Source organism: Lachnospira pectinoschiza, from assembly GCF_020564355.1.
GTDB lineage: Bacteria > Bacillota > Clostridia > Lachnospirales > Lachnospiraceae > Lachnospira > Lachnospira intestinalis.
Genome location: NZ_JAJCRR010000004.1, coordinates 50,127 through 73,221, shown reverse-complemented (window position 1 = coordinate 73,221; position 23,095 = coordinate 50,127). Strand labels below are relative to the sequence as shown.

Annotated in this window: 23 protein-coding genes; 3 read left to right on the top strand and 20 right to left on the bottom strand. The window is 44.3% G+C overall.

The features are described 5' to 3' along the window. Window positions 1-84: 84 nt before the first annotated feature. Window positions 85-630: a hypothetical protein gene (locus LI288_RS09130; protein WP_227090178.1), complete on the bottom strand. Its 546-nt coding sequence runs from the start codon at window positions 628-630 to the stop codon at window positions 85-87. Window positions 631-635: 5 nt separating this feature from the next. On the opposite strand from LI288_RS09130, the gene LI288_RS09125 reads away from it, so the two are divergent. Further along, entirely contained in the window at window positions 636-1,070 is a 435-nt protein-coding gene (locus LI288_RS09125; protein WP_227090177.1) for a response regulator transcription factor, read from the top strand. Window positions 1,071-1,079: 9 nt separating this feature from the next. Here LI288_RS09125 and LI288_RS09120 read toward each other — a convergent pair whose 3' ends face one another. The 5 genes from LI288_RS09120 to glgB all read right to left on the bottom strand — a co-directional run bounded on the left by LI288_RS09120 (window position 1,080) and on the right by glgB (window position 6,850). Continuing rightward, complete coding sequence (locus LI288_RS09120) at window positions 1,080-1,898, bottom strand: PhoU domain-containing protein (RefSeq protein WP_227090176.1); 819 nt, start codon at window positions 1,896-1,898, stop codon at window positions 1,080-1,082. 46 nt (window positions 1,899-1,944) lie between these two features. Then, window positions 1,945-2,298 carry a hypothetical protein gene (locus LI288_RS09115; RefSeq protein WP_227090175.1) on the bottom strand — a complete coding sequence of 118 codons (354 nt, stop codon included), beginning with the start codon at window positions 2,296-2,298 and terminating at the stop codon, window positions 1,945-1,947. Further along, on the bottom strand, window positions 2,298-3,137 hold the full coding sequence (locus LI288_RS09110; RefSeq protein WP_227090174.1) for a DegV family protein: 840 nt from the start codon (window positions 3,135-3,137) through the stop codon (window positions 2,298-2,300). The genes LI288_RS09115 and LI288_RS09110 overlap by 1 nt, the downstream gene beginning before the upstream one ends. A 92-nt stretch (window positions 3,138-3,229) precedes the next feature. Continuing rightward, window positions 3,230-3,631 carry a response regulator gene (locus LI288_RS09105; protein WP_227090173.1) on the bottom strand — a complete coding sequence of 134 codons (402 nt, stop codon included), beginning with the start codon at window positions 3,629-3,631 and terminating at the stop codon, window positions 3,230-3,232. Window positions 3,632-3,643: 12 nt separating this feature from the next. Next, on the bottom strand, window positions 3,644-6,850 hold the full coding sequence (glgB, locus tag LI288_RS14440; RefSeq protein ID WP_320055236.1) for a 1,4-alpha-glucan branching protein GlgB: 3,207 nt from the start codon (window positions 6,848-6,850) through the stop codon (window positions 3,644-3,646). A gap of 170 nt (window positions 6,851-7,020) precedes the next feature. On the opposite strand from glgB, the gene adhE reads away from it, so the two are divergent. Then, window positions 7,021-9,609, top strand: coding sequence for a bifunctional acetaldehyde-CoA/alcohol dehydrogenase (gene adhE, locus LI288_RS09090; protein ID WP_440311448.1), 2,589 nt, complete (start codon window positions 7,021-7,023; stop codon window positions 9,607-9,609). A gap of 59 nt (window positions 9,610-9,668) precedes the next feature. Next, window positions 9,669-10,430 (top strand): phosphotransferase, encoded by a 762-nt coding sequence (locus tag LI288_RS09085; protein WP_227090171.1) that lies wholly within the window; start codon window positions 9,669-9,671, stop codon window positions 10,428-10,430. An 88-nt stretch (window positions 10,431-10,518) separates the two neighbouring features. Here LI288_RS09085 and LI288_RS09080 read toward each other — a convergent pair whose 3' ends face one another. From LI288_RS09080 to LI288_RS09015, 14 genes are all read right to left on the bottom strand, one after another. Continuing rightward, window positions 10,519-12,594, bottom strand: coding sequence for a heavy metal translocating P-type ATPase (locus LI288_RS09080; RefSeq protein ID WP_227090170.1), 2,076 nt, complete (start codon window positions 12,592-12,594; stop codon window positions 10,519-10,521). A gap of 42 nt (window positions 12,595-12,636) precedes the next feature. After that, the gene (locus tag LI288_RS09075; RefSeq protein WP_022431412.1) at window positions 12,637-12,954 is read right to left on the bottom strand and encodes a DUF6110 family protein; all 318 of its coding nucleotides are present in this window, start codon (window positions 12,952-12,954) and stop codon (window positions 12,637-12,639) included. A gap of 113 nt (window positions 12,955-13,067) precedes the next feature. Beyond that, window positions 13,068-13,439 carry a heavy-metal-associated domain-containing protein gene (locus LI288_RS09070; protein WP_227090169.1) on the bottom strand — a complete coding sequence of 124 codons (372 nt, stop codon included), beginning with the start codon at window positions 13,437-13,439 and terminating at the stop codon, window positions 13,068-13,070. After that, a complete protein-coding gene (locus LI288_RS09065; RefSeq protein WP_022431410.1) occupies window positions 13,424-13,897 on the bottom strand; it encodes a transcriptional repressor in 474 nt (157 codons plus the stop codon). Before LI288_RS09065 ends, LI288_RS09070 begins: the two co-directional genes overlap by 16 nt. A gap of 82 nt (window positions 13,898-13,979) precedes the next feature. Next, a complete protein-coding gene (locus LI288_RS09060; protein ID WP_022431409.1) occupies window positions 13,980-14,618 on the bottom strand; it encodes a GDSL-type esterase/lipase family protein in 639 nt (212 codons plus the stop codon). 51 nt (window positions 14,619-14,669) lie between these two features. Further along, complete coding sequence (locus tag LI288_RS09055) at window positions 14,670-15,473, bottom strand: tRNA threonylcarbamoyladenosine dehydratase (protein WP_227090168.1); 804 nt, start codon at window positions 15,471-15,473, stop codon at window positions 14,670-14,672. 64 nt (window positions 15,474-15,537) lie between these two features. Then, window positions 15,538-17,196 (bottom strand): amino acid ABC transporter ATP-binding/permease protein, encoded by a 1,659-nt coding sequence (locus tag LI288_RS09050; protein WP_227090167.1) that lies wholly within the window; start codon window positions 17,194-17,196, stop codon window positions 15,538-15,540. Beyond that, window positions 17,197-18,927: an ABC transporter ATP-binding protein/permease gene (locus tag LI288_RS09045; RefSeq protein WP_227090166.1), complete on the bottom strand. Its 1,731-nt coding sequence runs from the start codon at window positions 18,925-18,927 to the stop codon at window positions 17,197-17,199. It lies immediately after the preceding gene. Continuing rightward, complete coding sequence (locus LI288_RS09040; protein WP_227090165.1) at window positions 18,917-19,282, bottom strand: nitrous oxide-stimulated promoter family protein; 366 nt, start codon at window positions 19,280-19,282, stop codon at window positions 18,917-18,919. Before LI288_RS09040 ends, LI288_RS09045 begins: the two co-directional genes overlap by 11 nt. Then, the gene (locus LI288_RS09035) at window positions 19,269-19,673 is read right to left on the bottom strand and encodes a YbaN family protein (protein ID WP_227090164.1); all 405 of its coding nucleotides are present in this window, start codon (window positions 19,671-19,673) and stop codon (window positions 19,269-19,271) included. The genes LI288_RS09040 and LI288_RS09035 overlap by 14 nt, the downstream gene beginning before the upstream one ends. A 28-nt stretch (window positions 19,674-19,701) precedes the next feature. Continuing rightward, entirely contained in the window at window positions 19,702-19,836 is a 135-nt protein-coding gene (locus LI288_RS09030; RefSeq protein ID WP_022431403.1) for a FeoB-associated Cys-rich membrane protein, read from the bottom strand. Between the two features lie 101 nt (window positions 19,837-19,937). Next, the gene (feoB, locus tag LI288_RS09025; protein WP_022431402.1) at window positions 19,938-22,442 is read right to left on the bottom strand and encodes a ferrous iron transport protein B; all 2,505 of its coding nucleotides are present in this window, start codon (window positions 22,440-22,442) and stop codon (window positions 19,938-19,940) included. A gap of 89 nt (window positions 22,443-22,531) precedes the next feature. Further along, the gene (locus LI288_RS09020) at window positions 22,532-22,756 is read right to left on the bottom strand and encodes a FeoA family protein (RefSeq protein WP_022431401.1); all 225 of its coding nucleotides are present in this window, start codon (window positions 22,754-22,756) and stop codon (window positions 22,532-22,534) included. A gap of 47 nt (window positions 22,757-22,803) precedes the next feature. Then, window positions 22,804-23,016 (bottom strand): FeoA family protein, encoded by a 213-nt coding sequence (locus LI288_RS09015; protein WP_022431400.1) that lies wholly within the window; start codon window positions 23,014-23,016, stop codon window positions 22,804-22,806. Window positions 23,017-23,095: the final 79 nt, after the last annotated feature.

Sequence of the window (23,095 nt, the reverse complement as noted above, 5' to 3'; positions counted from 1 at the left end):
TTTATAATATTTTTTCACTGATTCATCCTGAATTATTCCAAACTTTTTCTATTTGTCCACTGATTTTTTTGTAAAATAATTGTGTTACTTCGCAATCCGAAAAAATGCCATTGTAGTAACACCTCTCGGATAACCATTTTTCAGCGGATTATCTACCTGCTTCCAGACTTTATCTGTCTTATAATTATATACTACTCCATTATCATGTCTTTCGTATACATAGTATTGGTTTGCATCTATCTTTTCATTGATTGCTTTTAACCATTTAAGGTCCTGACAGTTCTGTCCTGCCGCATCACCGGCATTAAAAACCGGTGTTTCCTGCTTTGCATACTGTGCAAGTGCGTTCAAAGGCTGAAGCTCATATGTATTATAAGCAGTCTGCACATAATCAATGCTGTGACACCAGTCACGATGATAAATATTATACACACTTAATTCATAGCGGTACCATGCCGATGTACACGTTCTTGCCACACAATATCTTCTGTGCGTCCGTGACAGAGAACACACATCATGACCGCCGACATAAACCGTCGGATACTGATTCGACTCCCTCCAGTACTGATCTCCAAGAATATGTGACTGACCGACGCTATATTCATGCCACTGATTATAATATGTATCCATCTTCCATGCAAGTTGAGCAAAACACCCGTGCTTATCAGCTTCTGGATGTGACACTTCCAATCATAAAACGCCGCCGCTTTGACAGACTGGCTGCAGATGAAGGTGAACAAATGTATCTGCTTCTTCGCAGTTACCGGAAAACACACGGACTTGAGGATGCCTATCTTGATCGGATTATTACGTTATCGAAGGAAATGGGGCTTCTTTATCCGGATTATCTGCGCAGACGCTGTGAAAAATTCACGCCGCTTACTCAGACAGAACTTCATGTTCTGACACTGATTGCAGACGGGCGAAGTAATGTCCAGATTGCTGACTATCTGGACATCTCTGTCAATACCGTAAAGTTTCACTGCAAAAATATTTTTCAGAAATTAGATACAACGAACCGGCAACAGGCAATAAAAACTGCGCAGGAGTTAAAACTCCTGCGCAAATAATCAAATAATCTAATCCTCTGCCAGATACCGTTCTCTGCAGCCTTCATATAACTCCCGGTAATCCTTTGCAGGAAACCAGTATTCATGTCCGTGGATTTTCAGTGCCTCATTGCCCTCCTGCATCAGATACCCTGCAATCCGCTGACAGCGCACGGCAATTCTTTCGTAATAGTTGATAAGGTCTGTCAGTACCAGCCCGCTCTCCACCATACACCGGCTGCTTTTCAGCCGTTCAATGTGTTTTTCACGAAGCCGGTCTAACAGCTCACTGACGACCTGATGATACGCATAGACTTCCTGCATCTGCCCGGTATCGTCAAACATCGCACGGGTCTTTTCAAGCATTTCCCGTACTGCCTGCTGTGCCAGTTCAAGCTGCTGCGCGGCTTCCTGCGAAAATCCCGCATTTTTCTCATACATATTCCGGTACGCCAGACCGATACTGCAGGTACAGTCACTGATTGTTTCAAGGTCATTTACCGTATGTAACAGAACCGATACACGCTGGCTCTCAGCGGTCGTCAGTTTCCTTTTTGAAATCTCAAGCAGATAATTACAAATCTGGTCTTCATACAAATCTACTTTTTCTTCACTTTTTTTAATCTGCATATAGGCATTTTCTTCATAGTCCTTTAGCAGCCCTGCCGCCAGTATCGAAGCATCTTTCGTTTCGTCAAACATCAGCTTTGCCGCCAGTCTTGCCTGTGCAATGGCACTTTCCGGTTTTTCCAGCAGACTTGCCTTTAAAATGTTCATTTCCCCGGTGTCAGTATCCTGCTCTGCCAATGCCTTTCGTCCGTTAAACAGGTTTGATAAATGAAATTTCATTATATACACTCCTATGTCTGTATTTTATAATACGATTTTGTAATTCTTACATAGAAGCGTTTTTCTTTTTCCCATCCGTCTTATGAATATAGCAGATAATCTCCCGGCTGTCCCCGGTATGTATCTGCCGCAGTTCCGGAAAATACCGGGCTGACTGCCGGCCTGCCGCCAAAATCACTGCCACGGCCGCTAAAAATATCCGCAGTGCAACATTTATCCTTATCTGTAATGCCGTCTGCTCTAAACTCACGGTCTGCACTGCCAGTTGTGGTGCGGCGGTCATTGTGTCCGCCTGTACGCTCTCCCCGTACCAAAACGGTTCTGCCGCCACGGATACAAAGAAGCCGCATAAAATTACAAGCAGAAAAACTGCCCATATCTTTTTTCGTTTTACTTTCATTATACAACCATAATAATGCCGCCGTCATTGGCATACAGACTGCTGATACCACGGGTATCCACAATAAAACAATCCTTAAATGTGCCTTTGGAAAGTGCCAGTTCTTTCACCCATTCTGCCCGCTCCGGACAGTTGCAGTGTGAAATTGCAAGTACCTTTTCTTCCGTATTGCCGGCATTCTTAAACATCTGTGTTACCATTTTATCGAGTGCCTTTTTCATGCCTCTTGCCTTATCCAGCTGGACAATATTGCCGTCCGGGTCAGACCCCATGACCGGCTTAATATTAAGTACATCTGCCGCCAGTGCCTTTAAATTGCTTAATCTGCCGTTCTTACGCAGTGTTTCAAGTGATTCCAGTACAAAATAGGTGTGTTCTTCTTCACGGAACTGCTCTGCCTTTGCAATAACTTCTTCAAAGGACAGTCCGGCCTCCTCTGCTTCCACAATCTTCATGGCAATCAGGGTCTGACCGACTGATGCCGATTTAGAATCAAGTACAACAATCTGTTTGTCGCTGTATTCTTCTTCATAGAGATTTTTGCCAAGCACTGCGCTGTTGTAAGAACCACTTAATTTTGATGAAAGCGTAACAACATAGATTCTGTCCGCTTCACACTCAAATGCCTTCATATAGCCTTCCGGTGACGGACATGCCGACTTCGGGCAGTTTTTGCTCTTTGCTACCTTTTCCAGAAAACTTTTCTGATCAAATGTTTCATCATCTATAATTGTTTCATCTTCCACCATAATACTCAGCGGAATATTTTCAACAACTCCTGTGCTCATCAGTGACTGCGGAATCTCTCCACAGCTGTCAATTAAAATCTTATAACCCATTACTGTCCTCCTGCATGTGTGAACCAACTCATCTAGTTTTAAATACTATATCACACATTCACCATGATGACAATACGTTTAATTAAATATCACTACATTTTCACAAGCCACTGCTCCAGCTTTTCATATAAAACGTCCATATCCAGCGGCTTCGCAATATATCCGCTCATTCCCGACTGTTCTGCCCGCTTCAAGTCTTCCGGAAATGTGTATGCCGTCATGGCAAGAATCGGTACAGCACTGGTATCGCACCTTCCAAGACCTCTTATCTGCTCTGCTGCCTGATAGCCGTTTAACCCCGGCATCTGGACATCCATTAAAATCAAATCAAAATAATGCTCCGGTGCTTCCCTGACCTTTTTTACCGCTTCCAGACCGTCGATGGCACATTCCGTTAAAATGCCCTCATCTTCAATCACCTGTGCGGCAATTTTCCGGTTCAGTTCATTATCCTCTACAACCAGGACGCGTTTCTGACATTTTTCTGTCCCCATAATTCCCCCCTCTTATTCTTTTACAATCACACGACTGTCATGCGGTGCAAGTTCAACCGCATATTTTTCACCCTGCCATTCAAAATCCAGTGACACCGCTGTATCCGCAATATTAAATGCCGCAATTACCGCTTCCTTATTATACTGTCTGACAAACACAAGCTGTTCATTGCGAACCAGAATATCGGCATATTCACCGTAAACCAGTGCATTGGTCGTCTGTCTGAGTCTGGCAAGTGCCGCAATATGCTTTTCCAGCTTCGTATACCGCTTGGCCGCTTCCGCTTCTTCAACCGGCGGACGAACCGGCAGGTCTGCTTCTTTTCCGCTTGTTTTCACTCCGGCAATGCCCCATTCACTGCCGTAATATACGGATGGGATGCCCGGCATACAAAACAGCATGGTATACGCATTTTCCAAATCCGCCGGATTTTTAAGCAGACTTGCAATGCGGTTGACATCGTGGTTATCTAAAAAATTGTACAGGCGCAGATTTTCGTAAATACCGCCCTTTGCAAACTGCCGTCTTAAGGAATGGGCGATTTCAAAATAATTTTTATCATTGTGACTTGAATAAATGCCCTTCCAGCACTCATAATTCGTCACGGAATGCATCATATCGGGATTCGCCCACATCTTATAATCACCATGGATAATCTCGCCCATCAGCCAGAAATCTTTCTTTAATCCCTGTGTATACACCTTTAACTGCTTGAAAAATTCTTTATCAATGCAGTCTGCCGCATCAAGACGCAGTCCGTCGATATCAAAGGTTTCCACCCACATTTTTACTGCACCGAGCAGGTGGTCTACTACTGCCTTATTTTTCAGGTTCAGCTTGACTAACTCCCAGTTGCCCTGCCATGTATCATAGGAAAATGCATCACCCAGCGGTGTACTGCTGCCAAAATGCACATTGCAGAACCAGTCTTTATATATGGAAGCTTCTCCTTTTTCCTGCAAGTCCCGAAACGGTTCAAAACCTCTGCCGACATGGTTAAACACACCGTCCAGCACGATTTTAAAGCCATTTTCCTTTAATGCCCTGAAAACTTTTTGAAAATCTTTCATACCGCCTAGCCGCGAATCGGTTCTGTAATAATCCGAGGTATCATACCCGTGCCACAGTGATTCAAATACCGGTCCGAAATAAATCGTATTGACCCCCAGTGCCTTTAAATGCCCAATTCTATCCAGAACCTTTAAAATGCGGCTTCCCTGTGTCTTTTCACCCTCGTTATACTGCGGTGCACCGCAATATCCCAGCGGATAAATGTGATACACCACCGCACGGTCAAACCATGCACCGTCTACAAGTTTTACGGATGAATTTTCCGACAATTTTTCTATTGGTTCTGCGGTTATCGGCTCACCGGCTTCTGTAGTGTCTGCTCCCATGTTATCTGTTTCTTCCTCGTCACGCTTCCCAACCACAAAAAACTTTGCCGAAAATGCCGCCATTTTCGTTACCGCTCTGCCGTTTTGAGCCGTCAGAACCTCATCCTGCTTTGGTGTTGCCCCACCAAATTCCATCCAGTCCGTATCGAATACCAGTTCCGGTTTTTCATCTTCTGCCAACGGCAGTGTCACGCTGTCTGCGCGGTCTGCAAACTGGAATACACACAACAGCTGTCTGCCGTTTTCTGCCTTGCGCTTCCATGCAAACACACAGGAATGTTCCGTATCCGGGTAGTTTTGGGATACCGCATGGACCCATTCAAAGCCGTCACCGCCGTAATCGTTCCACAGCGCTTCCTCTGAAAGGTACAGGTGATTCAATGCCTGCATATACGCTGCAAATTCGCGGTGCTTCGGAAAATCCAAAAGATTCCAGTCCTGCTCCCGTTTTTCGTCCCATTCCCTGAAATGTGCAATCTCATTGCCCATAAAATTGAGTTTCTTGCCCGGATGAGCCGCCATATACGCATACAGCGCACGCGCCTGCGGAAACTTTCTGTCATAATCGCCGTTCATTTTCTGAATAATTGTCGCCTTGCCATGCACGACCTCATCATGCGAAAATGCCAGCAGATACCGCTCATCTTTAAAATAATGCATGGAAAATGTCAGCTTATTACGGTTGTTTAAACGTTCTCCCGTATTTTTCTGGAAATATTCAAGCGTATCGTGCATAAAACCCATATCCCACTTGTAAGTAAATCCAAGCCCGCCTTCCGCCACGCGCTTTGTCACACCCGGATACACCGTGGAATCCTCCGCCGCCAGCAAAATGCCACTGTGTCTGTTTACCAGTCCTTCATTCATGTTCTGTAAAAATGCAACGGCATCCTTATTCACACCGCGCGCCGGATTGCCCTGCCAGTAAATCATATTGCTGATGGCATCCATGCGCAGACCATCTACATGGTATTCCTTCAGCCAGTAATTCGCACAGGACTGTAAAAAGGAGCGCACCTCGCCGCGGGAGTGCATAAAATTACAGCTTCCCCACTCACTGTTTCCAACGTCCTTATGCGGATACTCATACAGCGCCGTTCCGTCAAACTTTGCCAGTGCATACGCATCCAGCGCAAAATGTACCGGCACAAAATCCATGATCACACCGATGTCATTGTGGTGCAGGATATCAATCATTTTTTTATAATCGTCCAGCGTGCCATACCGTGAAGTCGGACTGTAAAAGCCACTGCACTGGTATCCCCACGACTCGTCACACGGATGCTCTCCAATCGGAAGCAGCTCGATATAATTGTATCCGTACTCCTTTAAATAAGGAACTAACTGCGTGGCAAGCTCATCATACCGGTACCACCCATTCTGCGGTTTTTTCCACGAACCCGCATGGATTTCATAAATATTTAATGCCGAAGCCACCCCGTTACTGCGCTTTTTCATCCATGCATCGTCCTGAAATTCATAGCCGTACAGATTTCTTACAATCGAAGCCGAAGCAGGGCGCAGCTCCATACCATATCCGTATGGGTCACAGTGGTCCATACAGCTGCCGTCCGGCTTATAAATTTTATATTTGTACATCTGCCCCGGCTTGACCCCTTCAATATAGACCGCCCAGAAATTGCCGTCACCGATTTTATTCATCGGTGTATCCTGCCAGCCGTTAAACTCCCCGATAACACTAATCCGGACTGCCGCCGGTGCAAACACCCTGAACACCGCACCATTTTCATCTGTATGACACCCGAAAAACTCATATACATCAAAGCTTTTTCCTGTGTAAAAACCATAATTATCCATCATAAAAACCCCCTTATTGTCTTATATATAAATATTATCACAGCAATTTTTTTCTTTCAATATTGTTAAATTGTTGACAAAGTTCATAAAGTACGGTATACTATCATTGTTAATAAATTATCAATCTTAATCTACACAAAATTGGAGGTCATCAAATGTCAGAAAAGAATATTATGATTGTTGATACTGTTGAAGCACTGGAAAAGCGCATTGAAGAAGTCCGTGAAGCACAGCGGATTTTTTCAACCTATTCACAGGAGCAGGTCGATAAAATCTTTGCAGCTGCGGCACTCGCTGCCAACAAAGCAAGAATCCCTCTTGCAAAACAGGCAGTTGCCGAAACCGGCATGGGCATTGTGGAAGATAAAGTCATCAAGAACCACTATGCTTCCGAATACATTTACAATGCATACAAAGATACAAAGACCTGCGGCGTTATTGAGGAGGACAGTGCTTACGGAATCAAGCGCATTGCTGAACCGATCGGTGTCGTTGCCGCTGTTATTCCAACAACAAATCCTACCTCAACAGCGATCTTTAAGACTTTGATTTGTTTAAAAACACGTAACGGAATTATTATCAGCCCACACCCTCGTGCAAAGGAAAGCACCATTGCTGCCGCTAAGGTTGTACTGGAAGCTGCTGTTGCCGCAGGCGCACCAAAGGGCATTATCAGCTGGGTGGATGTTCCTTCTCTGGAGCTTACCAATACCCTGATGAAGGAAGCCGACATTATCCTTGCAACCGGCGGTCCGGGCATGGTAAAAGCCGCTTATTCTTCCGGCAAACCGGCTCTCGGTGTTGGCGCAGGCAATACCCCGGCAATCATTGATGCTTCGGCTGATATTATTCTTGCGGTCAACTCCATTATTCATTCAAAAACTTTTGATAACGGCATGATTTGTGCTTCCGAGCAGTCTGTCATTGTCGATACCGCCGTTTACAAACCGGTCAAAGAGGAATTTACAAAGCGTGGCTGTCATTTCCTTGCAAAAGATGAAATCGACAAAGTCCGTAAGACCATTATCATCAACGGCTCATTGAATGCCAAGATTGTCGGTCAGAGTGCTTATACGATTGCCAAACTCGCCGGTGTCACCGTTCCTGAAGACACAAAGATTTTAATCGGCGAAGTCACTTCTGTGGATATTTCAGAAGAATTTGCCCATGAAAAGCTCTCTCCTGTACTGGCTATGTACAAGGCAAAGGATTTTAACGATGCAATTGATAAGGCAAGCCACTTAATCGCAGACGGCGGCTATGGTCATACTTCTTCTCTTTATATTAATACCGCAACGGAAAGCGAAAAGGTTGCTGTATTCTCAGAAGCGATGAAGACCTGCCGTGTATTAATCAACACCCCTTCTTCCCACGGCGGAATCGGTGATCTTTACAACTTTAAAATGACACCTTCCCTCACACTGGGCTGCGGATCATGGGGCGGCAACTCTGTTTCTGAAAATGTCGGTGTAAAGCATCTGATTAACGTAAAAACCGTTGCTGAAAGGAGAGAAAATATGCTTTGGTTCCGTGCCCCTGAAAAGGTGTATTTTAAGAAGGGCTGTCTGCCTGTTGCTTTAAATGAATTAAAAACGGTTATGGGAAAGAAACGCGTCTTTATCGTAACCGACCAGTTCTTATATAAAAACGGCTATACAAAATGTGTCACAGATAAACTCGATGAAATGGGTATTGTGCATACCACATTTTACGATGTAGCCCCGGATCCGACACTTGCCTGCGCACAAGAGGGTGCAAAAGCCATGCGTCTGTTTGAGCCGGACTGCATTATCGCTATCGGCGGCGGTTCCGCTATGGATGCCGGTAAGATTATGTGGGTAATGTATGAACATCCGGAAGCTGATTTCATGGATATGGCAATGCGCTTTATGGATATCCGCAAACGTATTTACACCTTCCCGAAAATGGGCGAAAAAGCTTATTTTATCGCTGTTCCGACTTCTTCCGGTACAGGTTCCGAGGTAACACCGTTTGCCGTTATTACAGACCAGGATTCCGGTATCAAATATCCGCTTGCAGACTACGAGCTGCTTCCTAAAATGGCAATTATTGATGCCGACATGATGATGAATCAGCCGAAGGGCTTAACTGCCGCTTCCGGTATTGATGCCTTAACACATGCGCTGGAGGCTTACGCTTCTATTATGGCAACCGACTACACAGACGGTCTTGCTTTAAAGGCAATGAAAAATATTTTCACTTATCTGCCTGCGGCTTATGAAAACGGTCCACATGATGCCAAAGCCCGTGAACAGATGGCAACCGCATCTACGATGGCTGGTATGGCATTTGCCAATGCATTTTTAGGGGTATGCCACTCTATGGCACATAAACTGGGTGCTTTCCACCACCTGCCGCACGGTATTGCCAATGCCATTTTAATTACCGATATCATGCGTTTTAATGCCGCAGAAGTACCGGCAAAAATGGGTACATTTTCACAGTATGCATATCCGCACTGCAAGGAGCGTTACTTAGAATGTGCAAACTTCCTTGGTATTCAGGGCAAGAATGACGATGAAAAATTTGAAAACTTCCTTACCGCTATCGAAGAATTAAAAGCAAAGGTCGGTATTAAAAAGACAATTAAAGATTACGGCGTAGATGAAAAATATTTCTTAGATACATTAGATGACATGGTAGAACAGGCCTTTGATGACCAGTGCACCGGTGCAAATCCTCGTTATCCGCTCATGCGTGAAATCAAGGAAATGTATTTAAAAGCTTACTACGGTAAATAAATCTGCTGCTGATTTGTGATTTGTGACATTATGATATTTGCCGGTATGGCAGAAAGGATATGAATATGAACAACTGCATTTCTAAAAAAGATACCAAAGCCGTTTACAAAGACGGCAATACAGTCCGCAAGGTTTTTGCCCCGGACTACAGCAAAACCGATGTTTTGTATGAAGCGTTAAATACAGCCCGTGTTGAAGACACTGGGCTGGATATTCCAAAGATTTTAAGCGTTTCCGTAGAAGACGGTCAGTGGGTTATCACCAGTGAATATGCAAAAGGGGTAACGCTGACACAATTAATCAAGGAACACCCTGAAAATATTGACAGCTACGTGCATGCCATGGTAGATTATCAGATTGCTTTTAATAAGCGCTCCAACCCACTGCTGTTAAAGTTAAAGGATAAGCTGGTGCGCCAGATTAATGAACTGGAACTGGATTCCAACATTAAATATGAGCTGTCTACCCGGCTGGAATCGCTGCCAAAGCACAATAAGCTCTGCCACGGCGACTACTGCCCGGACAATATCCTTGTTGAAACGGACGATACCGGAAAGATTACCGCTATCACTGCCGTTGACTGGGTTCATGCCACACAGGGCAATGCCAGTGCCGATGTTGCCAACACATATTTAATGTTAAAGCTGGTAGATGAAAGCTTTGCGGAAAAATATCTTGTTGATTTCTGCAAAAAGACCCATACCGACCGCCGCTACGTCCATTCATGGCTTCCAATCGTAGCTGCCGCCCGTATGACAAAACATATTCCTGAAGAAAAAGAACTGTTAGAATCGATGATTGATGTGTGTGATTATCAATAATAACGTGCAGCTACCATAAATGGTGCGCCAGACAGGCGCACCGCAAAAAAAGCGGTATTCCAAATGCTGGTGGAATACCGCTTTTTTCTTATGAAAGCACATTTTCCATGCTCTTTAAGCTGATTAAAAGCGTTGATGTATTATGTAACATTGCTGATGTTGTCGGCGCAAGCACACCTGCAACACCCAGCACTATCAGACCCGAATTAAAGCCTACTATCGTTCTGTAGTTCTTATGAATCCGTTTCATCAGTCCGTTACTGATTGCCTTTAATGTCACGATTTCATACAGATTATCCGCACCTACCGTTACATCGGCAATCTCCCTTGCAAGCTCTGCACCGTCGCTGATTGCAATCCCTACATCTGCTGCTGACAATGCCGGTGAATCGTTGATACCGTCACCAATCATGACAACCTTCCGTCCTGCCTTCTTTTCCTTTTCAATAAAGGAAGCCTTATCCTCCGGCAGAACTTCTGAATAATATTCATCCACACCGACACGCTTTGCAATCGCACTTGCGGTACGCTCGCTGTCACCGGTCATCATAACAACCTTTGAAATGCCTGCACATTTCAAAGAATTAACAACGGCTGCAGCTTCTTCGCGCAGCGGATCTTCAATGCAGATTACAGCCTCTAAGACACCTTCAATCGCCAGATAGAGGTGTGAATATTCTGACGGCAGTTCTTCAAAGCGCTGTTCCATTCCTGCCGGAACAATGCACTTTTCATCTTCAAAGACAAAGTGATAACTGCCGATAATGACCTTTTTATCATTAATGGTTGTAGAAATGCCGTGTGCGACAATATACTGCACCTTAGAGTGCATTTCTTCATGTACCAGATTCTTTTTACGTGCCGCATCAACCACTGCTTTTGCCATAGAATGCGGAAAATGTTCCTCAAGGCATGCCGCAATCCTAAGCAGCTCGTCCGGTGTTTTTCCATTAAAAGAAACTACATCCACAACGGTCGGCTGTGCTTTTGTGAGCGTACCGGTCTTATCAAAGACAATCGTATCCGCTTCTGCCATTGCTTCCAGATATTTTCCGCCTTTAACAGTAATATCGTGGACACTTGCCTCACGGATTGCAGACAATACGGATATCGGCATAGCAAGCTTTAACGCACATGAAAAGTCTACCATTAAGACAGACAACGCCTTTGTCACATTTCTTGTAAACAGATAAGTGAGTACTGTTCCGCCGAGTGTATATGGCACAAGCCTGTCGGCAAGGTGTTCTGCCTTGCTTTCGAGTGAAGATTTTAACTTCTCGGATTCTTCAATCATCGTTACAATCTTTTCAAACTTGCTTGAACCGTTGACCTGTTTTACCTGAATCGTCAGCCCGCCTTCCTCAACAACCGTTCCCGCATAAACAGATGCCTGTTCTGCCTTGCGTACCGGCAGGGATTCCCCTGTAAGAGATGCCTGATTGACCATAGCTTCACCACTGCTTACAACACCGTCAAACGGAATGACATTGCCCATATGGACAACGACTTGATCTCCCGCCTGAATATTTTCAGCCGGTACTAAAACTTCCTGTCCGTCACTGACAAGCCATACTTTGCCGATATTTAAAGACATACTTCTTGCAAGGTCGCCCACTGACTTTTTATGTGTCCATTCTTCCAGAATCTCACCGATTCCAAGCAGGAACATCACAGAACCCGCTGTGTCGAAATCGCCGCGGAATATAGACACGCCGATTGCCGTTCCGTCCAGTACCGGCACTTCGATTTTACCGTGTGCCAGACACTTGATGCCTTCCCATATATAACGGACAGACTTTATCGTGGCAGCCACTGCACGCACCGGATACGGTAAAAACAGCTTGCTTCCGCAGCGGAGTACCACTTTGTTGACAAGCTTGTCCCAGTATTCCTGATTGAGTTCCCTGCCGGAATTCTGTATAAAAACGTCCGGCACATCGACTTTACTGTACGCAAACCGCTGGAATGCCTTAATAATTTCCGCGCGGTCGCCTACATATGTTACCGCAACATCACACGTCCGCTGATATACTTTTACAGATGTAATATACTTGTTCGTACTCAGATAGTATTGCAGCGTATCTGCTTCCTCAAACGTCATGCGTTTTTGTATCAGATGAACATGCAGTCTGCCGCGGATTTCATGTTTGATGACAAACTTCATACTTTTCTCCATTCCGCAGGCATTTTTATTGCCTTCTAAAAATTATTCTGCATCCTCGGCTTCTGCTGCTTCTTCTGTGTCCTCTACGAAATCTGATTCGTCATCAATAACAGCTTCCTTTGCGGCTCTGTCTTCGTTAATCTGCTGTGCTTCTGCATAGATGTCCTCTGCGTGTTCCTGAATGTTTGTAGCAGTCTTCATGACACATTCCTTGGCACGAAGTACGGCTGCTGTGCAGTTTGCATACAGTTTTCTTGCATCTTCACTTGCTAAAATCTTAATTCCCGCAGTACCGAATAATACGCCTGCTGCAAATAATCCTGTGTGCTTTGTGTCAATTTTCTTGAAGTTCTTTAACATAATAAAATCCTCCTGTTTTTGCCGTTTTTTGTTTATCAGCTATTTTAATGCCGTTAAGATAAAATTTCCACTACTTTTTGCCTTATTGAGAAATCTTATCATTATCTCATTCATCAAGCCTCCATCTGCTCAATGCCGGCAACTGTAAATCCGGCTCTTGCTACGGCAGTTCTTAAATCTGTATCCTCAACCGGTCTGTCCAACTGCACAACCGCAATATTCTTTTTCAAATTCACCTGTGCCGATGCACCATCAATCTGATTGATATACTTTTCTACGGTATTTTTACAGTTTTCACAGTGCATGCCTTCAATACTGATAATCTTGGTAGCAATGACTTCACCAGCCAGCTTTTTCTTTTTTTGCTTTGGCTCATTGTCGCCACCGCCACAGCAGCCGCCTTCGCCCTTAAAGTGTGCAAAGCTTCCGCGAAATGCAAATAAAACAAGTACCACCAGTACTGCAATAATTATAATTGTTCCCATCTTTTTTCTTCCTCTCTGTCATCCGGCTGACCCGCTACTACACATTTTACCTTCTGCCCCTGTGTATAGCCGCATGCTTCCAGCCCGCACTGGACAATCTGATTCCACGTTGCCATCGACACGGTAATAGTGCTGTTATCTTCTAATTCCACCAGACATACCCCGTCCTGCGCCGGAAGTCCCGACACCTTGTACGTTCCGCGCCGACTGACAGCACCGATTTCCTCAAGCATATTCATCATACGGTAAACGGTTGCCATTCCGATTTTACTGTCGCGCCGGGCTGCTTTGTAATAAATCTCCTTACAACAGGAACATTCCTCTTTTAAAATAACATCCAGCAGAATCTGCCGCTGCTTTGTAATCCGGCAGCCGCGCTCCCGCAGCTTTTCAATAATATTTTCTTTCCTCATCTGTGTCCGCTGATAGCGTTCCAGACTGTTCTGATTACTCTCCATAAATACCAGCCCTCTTATTGATAATTTTTTTCAATCCTCTATGGGTTAGTATACTCTTATTTGCGTTAGTTGTTAATAACTTTTATTGATTTTTTTTATCAATAATGTTCTTTATTTCGTGCAGTACCGCCTCTGCAAGCCGCTGATGTCCTTCCTCGTCCAGATGCTCTCTGTCGGCAGCTCCCGGCTGTGCGTAATCCGCGGCATTTAAAAATGCCAGCCCGTATTTTTCACTGACTTTACGATACTCCTCTGCCAGTCCCTTTGAGACGGCAACAGAATTTTCATTAAACTCCGTATCAAAGCCTTTTTCCCAGACACCCTCTCCCAGATGAATCGGTGAAATCAGTAAAATGGGCGTATCTTTTGCAAACCGCTGTGCCTGCTCTATCAGTTTTTCAACACCTTTTGCTATCACACCGGCAGATGCGCCGTAAACTGTCTTGCAGTCATTTGTGCCGAGCATAATCACAATGCAGTCCAGCAGACGATGGGTTTCAAGCAGTGTTGGAAACAACTGTGTTCCCCGTCTGCCTTCGCGGAACGGGTCGTCAAATACCGTTGTCCTGCCGCAAAGTCCTTCCTCTATCACACGGTATTCCTGCAATCCCAGTTTTTCATTTATAATGCTTGTCCAGCGCACACCCCAGCCGTAGCGGTCTGTTGTCGCCGGAACCAGTCCATACGTATTTGAATCTCCAAAACATAAAATCTGCTTCATCGTGCCACCTCTCTTTCCTGCATTTCTCCTGCACTTTTTTTGCCGCATGTCTTATGTAAAACCGGTTCGTTCCCATTTTCCGGAAAATGTTGTCCTGTCACTGCCTGCACACAGGTCTTTGACAACTTCGCCTGCAATAATCAGTCCCGCAACGGACGGAACAAATGCTACACTTCCCGGAATGTCCCTGCGCTCTGTACATTTATGTTTTGCCCCCGGCGGGCAGATACAGTTTGTACGGCAGCTAATGGACATATCTTCAATCGGCCTTGTCGGTTTTTCTTCTGAATAGACAACTTTAAGCTTTTTTACACCACGCTTTTTTAACTCGCGGCGCATGACTTTTGCCAGCGGACAGACCTTTGTCTTATAAATATCTGCCACTTTAAACTGGCTGCCGTCTAACTTGTTGCCCGCACCCATGCTGCTGATAATCGGAATTTGCATTTCCTGTGCCTTCATTACAAGCGCGATTTTTGCCGTCACCGTATCCACGGCATCGACAATGTAATCATATTCATCAAACGGAAATTCCTCTGCATTTTCAGGCAGGAAAAAACACTTGTGAATTCTTACGTCCGCCTGCGGATTAATCTCTGCGATTCTTTCTGTCATCACTTCTGCCTTATATTTTCCGACTGTTTTTCTGGTTGCTATAATCTGTCTGTTTAAATTCGTCAGGCATACTTTATCATCATCAATCAGATCAAATGCACCGACACCACTTCGTACAAGTGCTTCGACCACATAACCGCCTACGCCTCCGACACCAAACACAGCAACCCGTGACTGTGCCAGCCGCTCCATTGCTTCTTTTCCAAGCAAAAGCTCTGTTCTTGAAAATTGCGTGAGCATCTGTTCATTCTCCTTTATCCTAGTAATCCGATAGGATAAATTCTATAACAGTTTTCCGCTTTTGTCAATTCATTTCGATAACCGTATCGGCAATCGCCATGGTTGACTTTCTGTGGGACACCAAAAGAATCTGCTTTCCCTGCTTTTCCGTGTGCAGACTCTTTAAAATAATGCTTTCGTTCAGACTGTCAATATTGCTGGTTGGCTCGTCTAAGAAGATGACCGGACAGTCATGTAAAAACGCACGCGCAATGCCGATTCGCTGGCGTTCCCCACCGGATAGTGAATCGCCAAGTTCTGAAAGCTTTGTATCATATCCGTTTGGCAGGGATTCGATAAATTCGTGAATTGCCGCCTTTTTCGCCGCCGCACACACTTCCTCTCTTGTCGCATCTGCCTTTGCCACTTTGATATTATTTTCAATCGTATCCTGAAATAAAAACGTTTCCTGTGTGACATAGGAAATGTGTCTGCGCAGTGCTTCCGTATTGATTTCATTGACATTTTTACCGCCGTACGTAATTGCACCGCCGTCCGTTTCGTAAAAACGCATCATCAGCTTTAACAGGGTGGACTTTCCGCAACCGCTCTTTCCTAAAATTCCGTAAATGCGGTCCGGCTTAAATTCCGCTGAAAAATCCGAAAAGACATGGCGTGTACTGCCGTCCGTTTCGCTGTAAGTAAAGTCGAGATGCTCTGCCGCAATCACACCGTCTGCCGCAGCCGCACCGTCGGTCACATCTTCCACGACCGGTTCTTCCTCTAAAAGATTTAATACACGGTTTCCGCTTGCAAGTGTCTGTGTCAGATTGTTTGAAAGTGCGGATAATGCCGATACCGGTCCGAATGAACCAAGCATTGCAACCGTACAAATCAGTACCGCGTTAAAGGACACTGTTCCGTCCCAGTAAAGGTTCATACTGACTGCAAGCATAGACGCTCCCGCAAGTAAAATCACGGCATCGGTTACAATCCGCTGTACCGCTTCGTTGCTCTTTAAACGACTGTTGACCTTTTCAAGAGAATCGGTATAGCCCTCAATATTTTTCAGACGTTTTTCCTTTGCCTGATACTGGATAATTTCTTCCATGCCGTAGAGATTGTCAAGCACCGCCGTATTTAATCCGCCATACTGCTTCCGGTACTGTCCGCCCAGCGCACTGCCGAGTTTTCCGTTTACCAGTGGGATACCCGCACCCACGATAACATAAAATACAAAAGCAAGAAGTCCGAGCCGCACATCAAACCGTCCGATAAAAATGCTCATAAACAGCGATGTAATAATTGCTATCGCAATAGGAGAAACTGTATGCGCATAAAATACTTCAAGTAACTCGATATCAGTTGTGATAATGGAAATCAGATTTCCCTTGTCACTGCCGTCTAACTTTGCCGGTGCGAGCTTTCGCAGTGCCGCAAATACCTGATGACGGATTTCTGCAAGCAGTTTAAATGCAATGTAGTGGTTGCTTGCCTGCTCCGCATACCGCAGGATACCGCGCAGTACCGAAAATACCGCAAGGAGTGTAAATATCACCGAAAGCTTTAATCCGCCGGTTAGTCCAAGCAGTGTTGTCAGTCCGTATGCACCCAAGACGGTAATAAATGTTGCCATCAGATTACCCACACAGCCCATTAATACTGCGAGGCACATTTTAGAAAGCAGGGGACGGATCATGCCAATCAGTCCTGCCATTACCTGTATACCGCTTCTTGATTTCATTTATACCGCCTCCTCTCTGAAATGCTCTAATTCCTGCTGTTTGTTAAACAGCGCCGCATAGGCTTTATTCTGTTCCATAAGCTGTTCGTGGGTTCCGCTTTCTGCGATTTTTCCCTGTTCCATATATAAAATTTTATCTGCTGCAGTCACATTTGCCAGTCTGTGTGAAATCAGAATAACAGACTTTTCACGTGCCAGATCCTGTACAATTTCCATGATTTTATTTTCGCTTTCCACATCGACGTTGGAAGTGGCTTCATCAAAAATGTAAACCGGACTGTCATGCAGTAAGGCGCGGGCCAGTGCCAGACGCTGTTTCTGTCCGCCGGAAAGATTCGCACCCTTTTCCAGAATTTCCATATCCAGTCCGCCGTTTTCTTCAACAAAGCCAAGCAGGTCGACCTGTCCGAGCGCTTCCCGCATTTCCGGTTCGGAAGCAGTTTCACAGCCCATTGCCAGATTTTCGCGCACCGTGCCTTTAAAAATATAGCTGTCATGCGTGATTCTTGTAATCTTTTTCATCAGCCCTTCTGTCGTAAAATCAGACAGCACTTCGCCGCCTAAGGTAATCATGCCGGACTGCGGCTTGTTTTCCTTCATTAACAGGGATGTAATTGTACTTTTTCCACAGCCGGAAGTACCGACCAATGCCGTTATCCCCCGTTCTTTGGTTGAAAAGCTGACTTCTTTTAATACCTGTTTCTCCGGTGTATACGAAAAACTGATATTTTCAAAACAAATGGTCTGTCCTTCTGTTTCTTTAATACTGCCTTCTTCCGGTTCTTTGGTATCGAGTAGTTTAAAAATCTTGTCCGCCGCCGCATTGCCATTCATCGCAATATGGAAAAATGAACCGAGCATACGAAGCGGCAGGAAAAATTCTGCCGAAATCATAATGATAAAGAAACACTCCGTCAGTGTAACTGCACCGTTTTTTAATTTCAAAAGGCTGAGTGCAATACCGAGTGCCGCACCGCCGTATGCCACCAAATCCATGATACTGATGGAATTCAACTGCATAATCAGCACACGCATTGTCACTTTTCTGAACTTTTCGGCTTCCTCATCCATTTTTTTCGCATAGCGTTCATCGGCACTGTATATTTTTAAGGTTGTCAGTCCCTGAAGGCTTTCCAAAAAGGAGTCACCAAGCTCTGTGTATGTTCCCCAGTATTTTGCCAGCATTTTCTTTGCAAATTTCTGCACGGCAATAATGGATACCGGTATCAGCGGTACACAGATTAATAAAACCACCGCAACCGTCCAGTTCATCATGCCAACAATGACAAAAAGTGTCAGCGGCGCTAACATACTGTAGAAAAACTGCGGCACATATTTCCCGAAATAAATCTCTAACTGTTCTACGCCCTCCGTACTAATCTGTACCGCTTCCGCACTGGAGAGATGTTCTCTGTATGAACCCGAAAAACGCATGAGTTTTTCATAGACCATTTTACGGATTCTGGATTTTACATTGCAGGAAGCCGCAAATGAAAGTCTGCTATTGACATAGGTGCTTACCGCACGCACTGCGATAACACATGCCAGCACAATAAAAATCTTCTGCAAATCAGCTGTCTTTGCCGTGCCGTCTGCCGCACTGCTGATGAATCCGGCAAGCGTATACATAAAAAATACATTTGCAATCAGCATGAGCCACTGTGTTGCAACCATGCCCGCAACGTATTTCATGTTATCACGAAATTCCTGCATGAGCCGTTTATGAAACATTTTTCTTTTTCCTCTTTTCTTTTATGGTCGTCCGTATGTGCTTTAATGCAAGTACCGGGTGAGAAAATATCATCCGCGGTCCTGCATAACGCATGACTGCACGAATCTGTTCCCGCTGTTCTTTTGCATAACAGTGAACCTTACAGGCACTGCAAAAAGTCTTTGTTTCCATAAATGGGCATTTTTCTGTCCTGAAAAGCGCATATTCCTCCAGTTTTTTGCAGGAATCGCACAATTCTTTTTTATTCCCATCATTGCCGCCGTGATTACCACGGCAGTATATTCCTATCATAACGGACAAAAGCTTTTTTTCTTCTGCCCGTTTCTTTTCCACATCTATTTTATTCGCACTCATTTTCAAGCTCCATGCTATCCTGTTCGTCTACTGTTTTAATCCGGAACAGGAAGTAGTAAAAGTGTCCCGCCGCTACAATCAAAATAATTATTTTTGCAAACAGCGGCGAAAAGTATAAACCAATGGCAAAAATAATCCCCAGTGTTACCAGCAGATTCCGCTTTGCTTTTTTTGTCATCTGCTTTTTATGTACCGCATCCCCGATATACCGCTGATACAGCTTTGTGGACAGCAGCCATGTGTGAAAGCGTTCCGAGCTTTTTGCAAACAGCGCTGCCGAAAGAATTAAAAACGGCGTTGTGGGCAGTACCGGAAGGACTGCACCAACAATGCCGAGTGCAAGGGATAAAAATCCCAGACAAATACAGATTCCATTTACTATTTTTTTCATCTAAGCCTCTTTTCTTTTTAGTTTTCGTTTAATGACAGTGTCCGCCACAACGGCTGCAATCCCCACCGCACTGCGATTTTCCGTTTTTCTTGTCACGGTGCAGGCTGTATGCTGCACCGCCTGCGATTGCAAGTACAATGATTCCAACAATAACTGTTCCCATAATACACCAATCCTTTCTAATACAAATATAAATTTTTCCATTTGACAAAAAGGGTCTGCATCAGCAAATTGTTGATACAGACCCTTTTCCCTATTCATACATTATTTTGCAAATGCTTTCTTTTTCATATCGACTTTTAATGTATCGCTTTCCTTGTAAGGTCTTACTAACAGATAAATAAAACCGGCTACAAAAAGAAGTGCGATAATCAATCCAACTACGTGGATATTTCCCGTAAATACAGAACCAATCTGATAGATACAGAATGCTACAATATATGCAAGAACTGTCTGATATCCGATTGCAAACCAGAACCACTTTGTGTTGTTCATTTCTCTCTTAATCGCACCCATCGCTGCGAAGCAAGGAGCACAAAGAAGATTGAATACTAAGAAACCGTAAGCGGCAATCGGTACGATACTTGCACCGAGCTGTCCCCAGATTTCTGCACCGTCTTCTGCAACTTCTGCAAAACCAAAGAGGATACCAAATGTTGCTACTACATTTTCCTTTGCAATCAGACCTGTAATGGCTGCTACTGCCATCTTCCAGTTGCCCCATCCAAGTGGTGCAAAGATTGGTGCAATAACACTACCGATTGCTGCAAGGATACTGCTGTCAAGCTGTTCAGCTTCAAGCATACCGAATGAGCCGTCTGCCCATCCAAAGTTCATTAAGAACCATAACACGATTGTTGAAAGAAGAATAATTGTACCTGCCTTCTTGATGAATGACCATCCTCTTTCCCACATGCTGCGCAGTACATTTTCAACAGTCGGCATATGATATGCCGGTAATTCCATAACGAATGGTGCCGGTTCTCCTGCAAACATCTTTGTCTTCTTTAAGATGATACCTGAGCAGATGATTGCGGCAATACCTACAAAGTATGCGCTCCATGCTACCCAGCCTGCATTGTCAAAGAACGCACCTGCAATTAAAGCAATGATTGGAAGCTTTGCACCGCAAGGAATAAATGTTGTTGTCATAATGGTCATCTTACGGTCTCTGTCGTTTTCAATAGTTCTTGAAGCCATGACACCCGGAACACCGCAGCCGCTGCCGATTAACATTGGAATGAAGGACTTTCCTGAAAGACCAAACTTACGGAAAATTCTATCCATGATAAAGGCAACACGTGCCATATAGCCGCATGATTCCAGAAATGCAAGGAAAATAAATAATACAAGCATCTGTGGTACGAAACCTAATACCGCACCGACACCGGCTACAATACCGTCAAGGATTAATCCTGAAAGCCAGTCAGCACAGCCGATTGCATCCAGTCCGTTACCGATTAATACCGGAATACCAGGTACCCATACACCATAGTCAGCCGGGTCCGGTTCTTCCTGCTCCAAAGCTGTTTCAAATGTTGCTACATTCACATTTACGAGTTCTTCGTCCTCGTCTTCTCCTGCAATGTTAACCTCTGTTGTAAGAGATTTGATTGCACTGTTTGATGTAAATGCCTTGATTGCTGCATCGACATCTGCTTCCTGCGCATCTTCGTCATCATAAACTTCTGTAAATTCTTTTGTGACATCCGGTGCTTTTTCTTCTGCTGCTTCTAAGAAGCCCTTGATTTCAGCATCGTATGGAGCATATTCATCAGCTGCATCGTTGTAAGCAGATGTACCGATTCCGAATAAATGCCAGCCATCGCCGAACACACCGTCATTTGCCCAGTCTGTAGCCCATGAACCGACTGTTGTTACAGAAATATAGTAAACAAGGAACATTACCGCTGCAAAGATTGGAAGGGCTGCCCATCTGTTTGTTACAACCTTATCAATCTTATCGGATACAGAGCCGCCTTCTGATTTCTTGCTCTTTGTACAGCAGTCATGAATGATGGATGAAATGTACTGGTATCTTTCATTGGTAATGATACTTTCCGTATCATCATCAAATTCATCCTCTAACTTCTGTACCTCTGCGGATACATCCGGTACGGACTTCATCATATCTTTAATCTTATCATCTTTTTCGATTAACTTAATGGCAAAGAAACGCTTCTGTTCGTCTGCCACATCGCTTCCGATTTTTGCTTCCACTGCTGAAATCACTGCTTCTACGCTGTCTGCAAATGAATGTGCAATTGTTACAGTTGCTGCTTTCTTTGCTAAATCAACAGCTTTGTCTGCTGCTTCCTTAATGCCTGTTCCCTTTAACGCTGAAATTGCTACAACCGGACAGCCAAGCTTTTCTGAAAGCTTATCTAAATGAATCTTATCCCCGTTCTTTTCAAGAATATCCATCATGTTGACAGCCATGATGACCGGGATTCCCAGTTCCATTAACTGTGTGGAAAGATACAGGTTTCTTTCAATATTCGTACCATCTACGATATTTAAGATGGCATCCGGTCTTTCCCCAACCAGATAATTTCTTGCCACAACTTCTTCCAGTGTGTATGGAGATAATGAGTAAATACCCGGTAAATCCATGATGGTTACATCGCTGTGTCCCTTTAGTTTTCCTTCTTTTTTCTCTACTGTAACACCAGGCCAGTTACCTACAAACTGATTCGAACCGGTCAGTGCATTAAACAGTGTCGTCTTACCGCAGTTTGGGTTACCTGCAAGTGCAATTTTAATCGACATTTCAATGCTTCCTTTCATATAACTTATTTTTGTTAGCGTTTTCTAACCCCTATGTAAAAAAAATTTCTGTCTATCACCCCGCAAGAAAATTATGCTTCCACTTCAATCATTTCCGCATCGGCTTTTCTTAACGATAGCTCATATCCTCTTACTGTTACTTCTACAGGATCTCCTAAAGGTGCAACCTTGCGTACATACACATCGACACCTTTTGTAATGCCCATATCCATAATCCGTCTTTTTACAGGGCCTTCACCGTGAAGTCTTTTTACCTTCACCGTCTGACCGCAAGCTGTTTCCTTCAGCGTTTTCATAACTCTGTTCCTTCTTTCCTCATGAAATGTTTTCTATATAAGCATGACTAAACCATAATTTTGTTCGCCATGTCCTTACCGATTGCAACTCTGGAATCTTTTACATTGACTATCATATTGCCATTTATCTCAGATACTACAGTAACTTCCCCACCGGTCACAAATCCAAGATTTTCCAAAAACTTGCGGACTTCTTCCTTTCCGCCAATCTTTCTGATAATATTTGTTTCCCCCGCTTTAACCATTGATAACGGCATCATTACAGCTCCTTTCTTGTGTATCATAAATAACTTTTGATAGTTCTTTCCTACTTTCGTTAGTATATGCTAACGTTCATTA

What these genes read in the sequence shown, in the direction of transcription:
- LI288_RS09130 (WP_227090178.1), bottom strand. Translation starts at nt 630, where the DNA reads ATGGATACATATTATAATCAGTGGCATGAATATAGCGTCGGTCAGTCA.
- LI288_RS09120 (WP_227090176.1), bottom strand. Translation starts at nt 1,898, where the DNA reads ATGAAATTTCATTTATCAAACCTGTTTAACGGACGAAAGGCATTGGCA.
- LI288_RS09070 (WP_227090169.1), bottom strand. Translation starts at nt 13,439, where the DNA reads ATGGGAACAATTATAATTATTGCAGTACTGGTGGTACTTGTTTTATTT.
- LI288_RS09035 (WP_227090164.1), bottom strand. Translation starts at nt 19,673, where the DNA reads ATGAAAAAAATAGTAAATGGAATCTGTATTTGTCTGGGATTTTTATCC.
- LI288_RS09020 (WP_022431401.1), bottom strand. Translation starts at nt 22,756, where the DNA reads ATGAAAACGCTGAAGGAAACAGCTTGCGGTCAGACGGTGAAGGTAAAA.
- LI288_RS09080 (WP_227090170.1), bottom strand. Translation starts at nt 12,594, where the DNA reads ATGAAGTTTGTCATCAAACATGAAATCCGCGGCAGACTGCATGTTCAT.
- LI288_RS09085 (WP_227090171.1), top strand. Translation starts at nt 9,669, where the DNA reads ATGAATATGAACAACTGCATTTCTAAAAAAGATACCAAAGCCGTTTAC.
- LI288_RS09060 (WP_022431409.1), bottom strand. Translation starts at nt 14,618, where the DNA reads ATGAAGCAGATTTTATGTTTTGGAGATTCAAATACGTATGGACTGGTT.
- glgB (WP_320055236.1), bottom strand. Translation starts at nt 6,850, where the DNA reads ATGATGGATAATTATGGTTTTTACACAGGAAAAAGCTTTGATGTATAT.
- feoB (WP_022431402.1), bottom strand. Translation starts at nt 22,442, where the DNA reads ATGTCGATTAAAATTGCACTTGCAGGTAACCCAAACTGCGGTAAGACG.
- LI288_RS09015 (WP_022431400.1), bottom strand. Translation starts at nt 23,016, where the DNA reads ATGATGCCGTTATCAATGGTTAAAGCGGGGGAAACAAATATTATCAGA.
- adhE (WP_440311448.1), top strand. Translation starts at nt 7,021, where the DNA reads ATGATTGTTGATACTGTTGAAGCACTGGAAAAGCGCATTGAAGAAGTC.
- LI288_RS09110 (WP_227090174.1), bottom strand. Translation starts at nt 3,137, where the DNA reads ATGGGTTATAAGATTTTAATTGACAGCTGTGGAGAGATTCCGCAGTCA.
- LI288_RS09075 (WP_022431412.1), bottom strand. Translation starts at nt 12,954, where the DNA reads ATGTTAAAGAACTTCAAGAAAATTGACACAAAGCACACAGGATTATTT.
- LI288_RS09065 (WP_022431410.1), bottom strand. Translation starts at nt 13,897, where the DNA reads ATGGAGAGTAATCAGAACAGTCTGGAACGCTATCAGCGGACACAGATG.
- LI288_RS09045 (WP_227090166.1), bottom strand. Translation starts at nt 18,927, where the DNA reads ATGTTTCATAAACGGCTCATGCAGGAATTTCGTGATAACATGAAATAC.
- LI288_RS09105 (WP_227090173.1), bottom strand. Translation starts at nt 3,631, where the DNA reads ATGGGGACAGAAAAATGTCAGAAACGCGTCCTGGTTGTAGAGGATAAT.
- LI288_RS09030 (WP_022431403.1), bottom strand. Translation starts at nt 19,836, where the DNA reads ATGGGAACAGTTATTGTTGGAATCATTGTACTTGCAATCGCAGGCGGT.
- LI288_RS09040 (WP_227090165.1), bottom strand. Translation starts at nt 19,282, where the DNA reads ATGAGTGCGAATAAAATAGATGTGGAAAAGAAACGGGCAGAAGAAAAA.
- LI288_RS09115 (WP_227090175.1), bottom strand. Translation starts at nt 2,298, where the DNA reads ATGAAAGTAAAACGAAAAAAGATATGGGCAGTTTTTCTGCTTGTAATT.
- LI288_RS09050 (WP_227090167.1), bottom strand. Translation starts at nt 17,196, where the DNA reads ATGAAATCAAGAAGCGGTATACAGGTAATGGCAGGACTGATTGGCATG.
- LI288_RS09125 (WP_227090177.1), top strand. Translation starts at nt 636, where the DNA reads ATGCAAGTTGAGCAAAACACCCGTGCTTATCAGCTTCTGGATGTGACA.
- LI288_RS09055 (WP_227090168.1), bottom strand. Translation starts at nt 15,473, where the DNA reads ATGCTCACGCAATTTTCAAGAACAGAGCTTTTGCTTGGAAAAGAAGCA.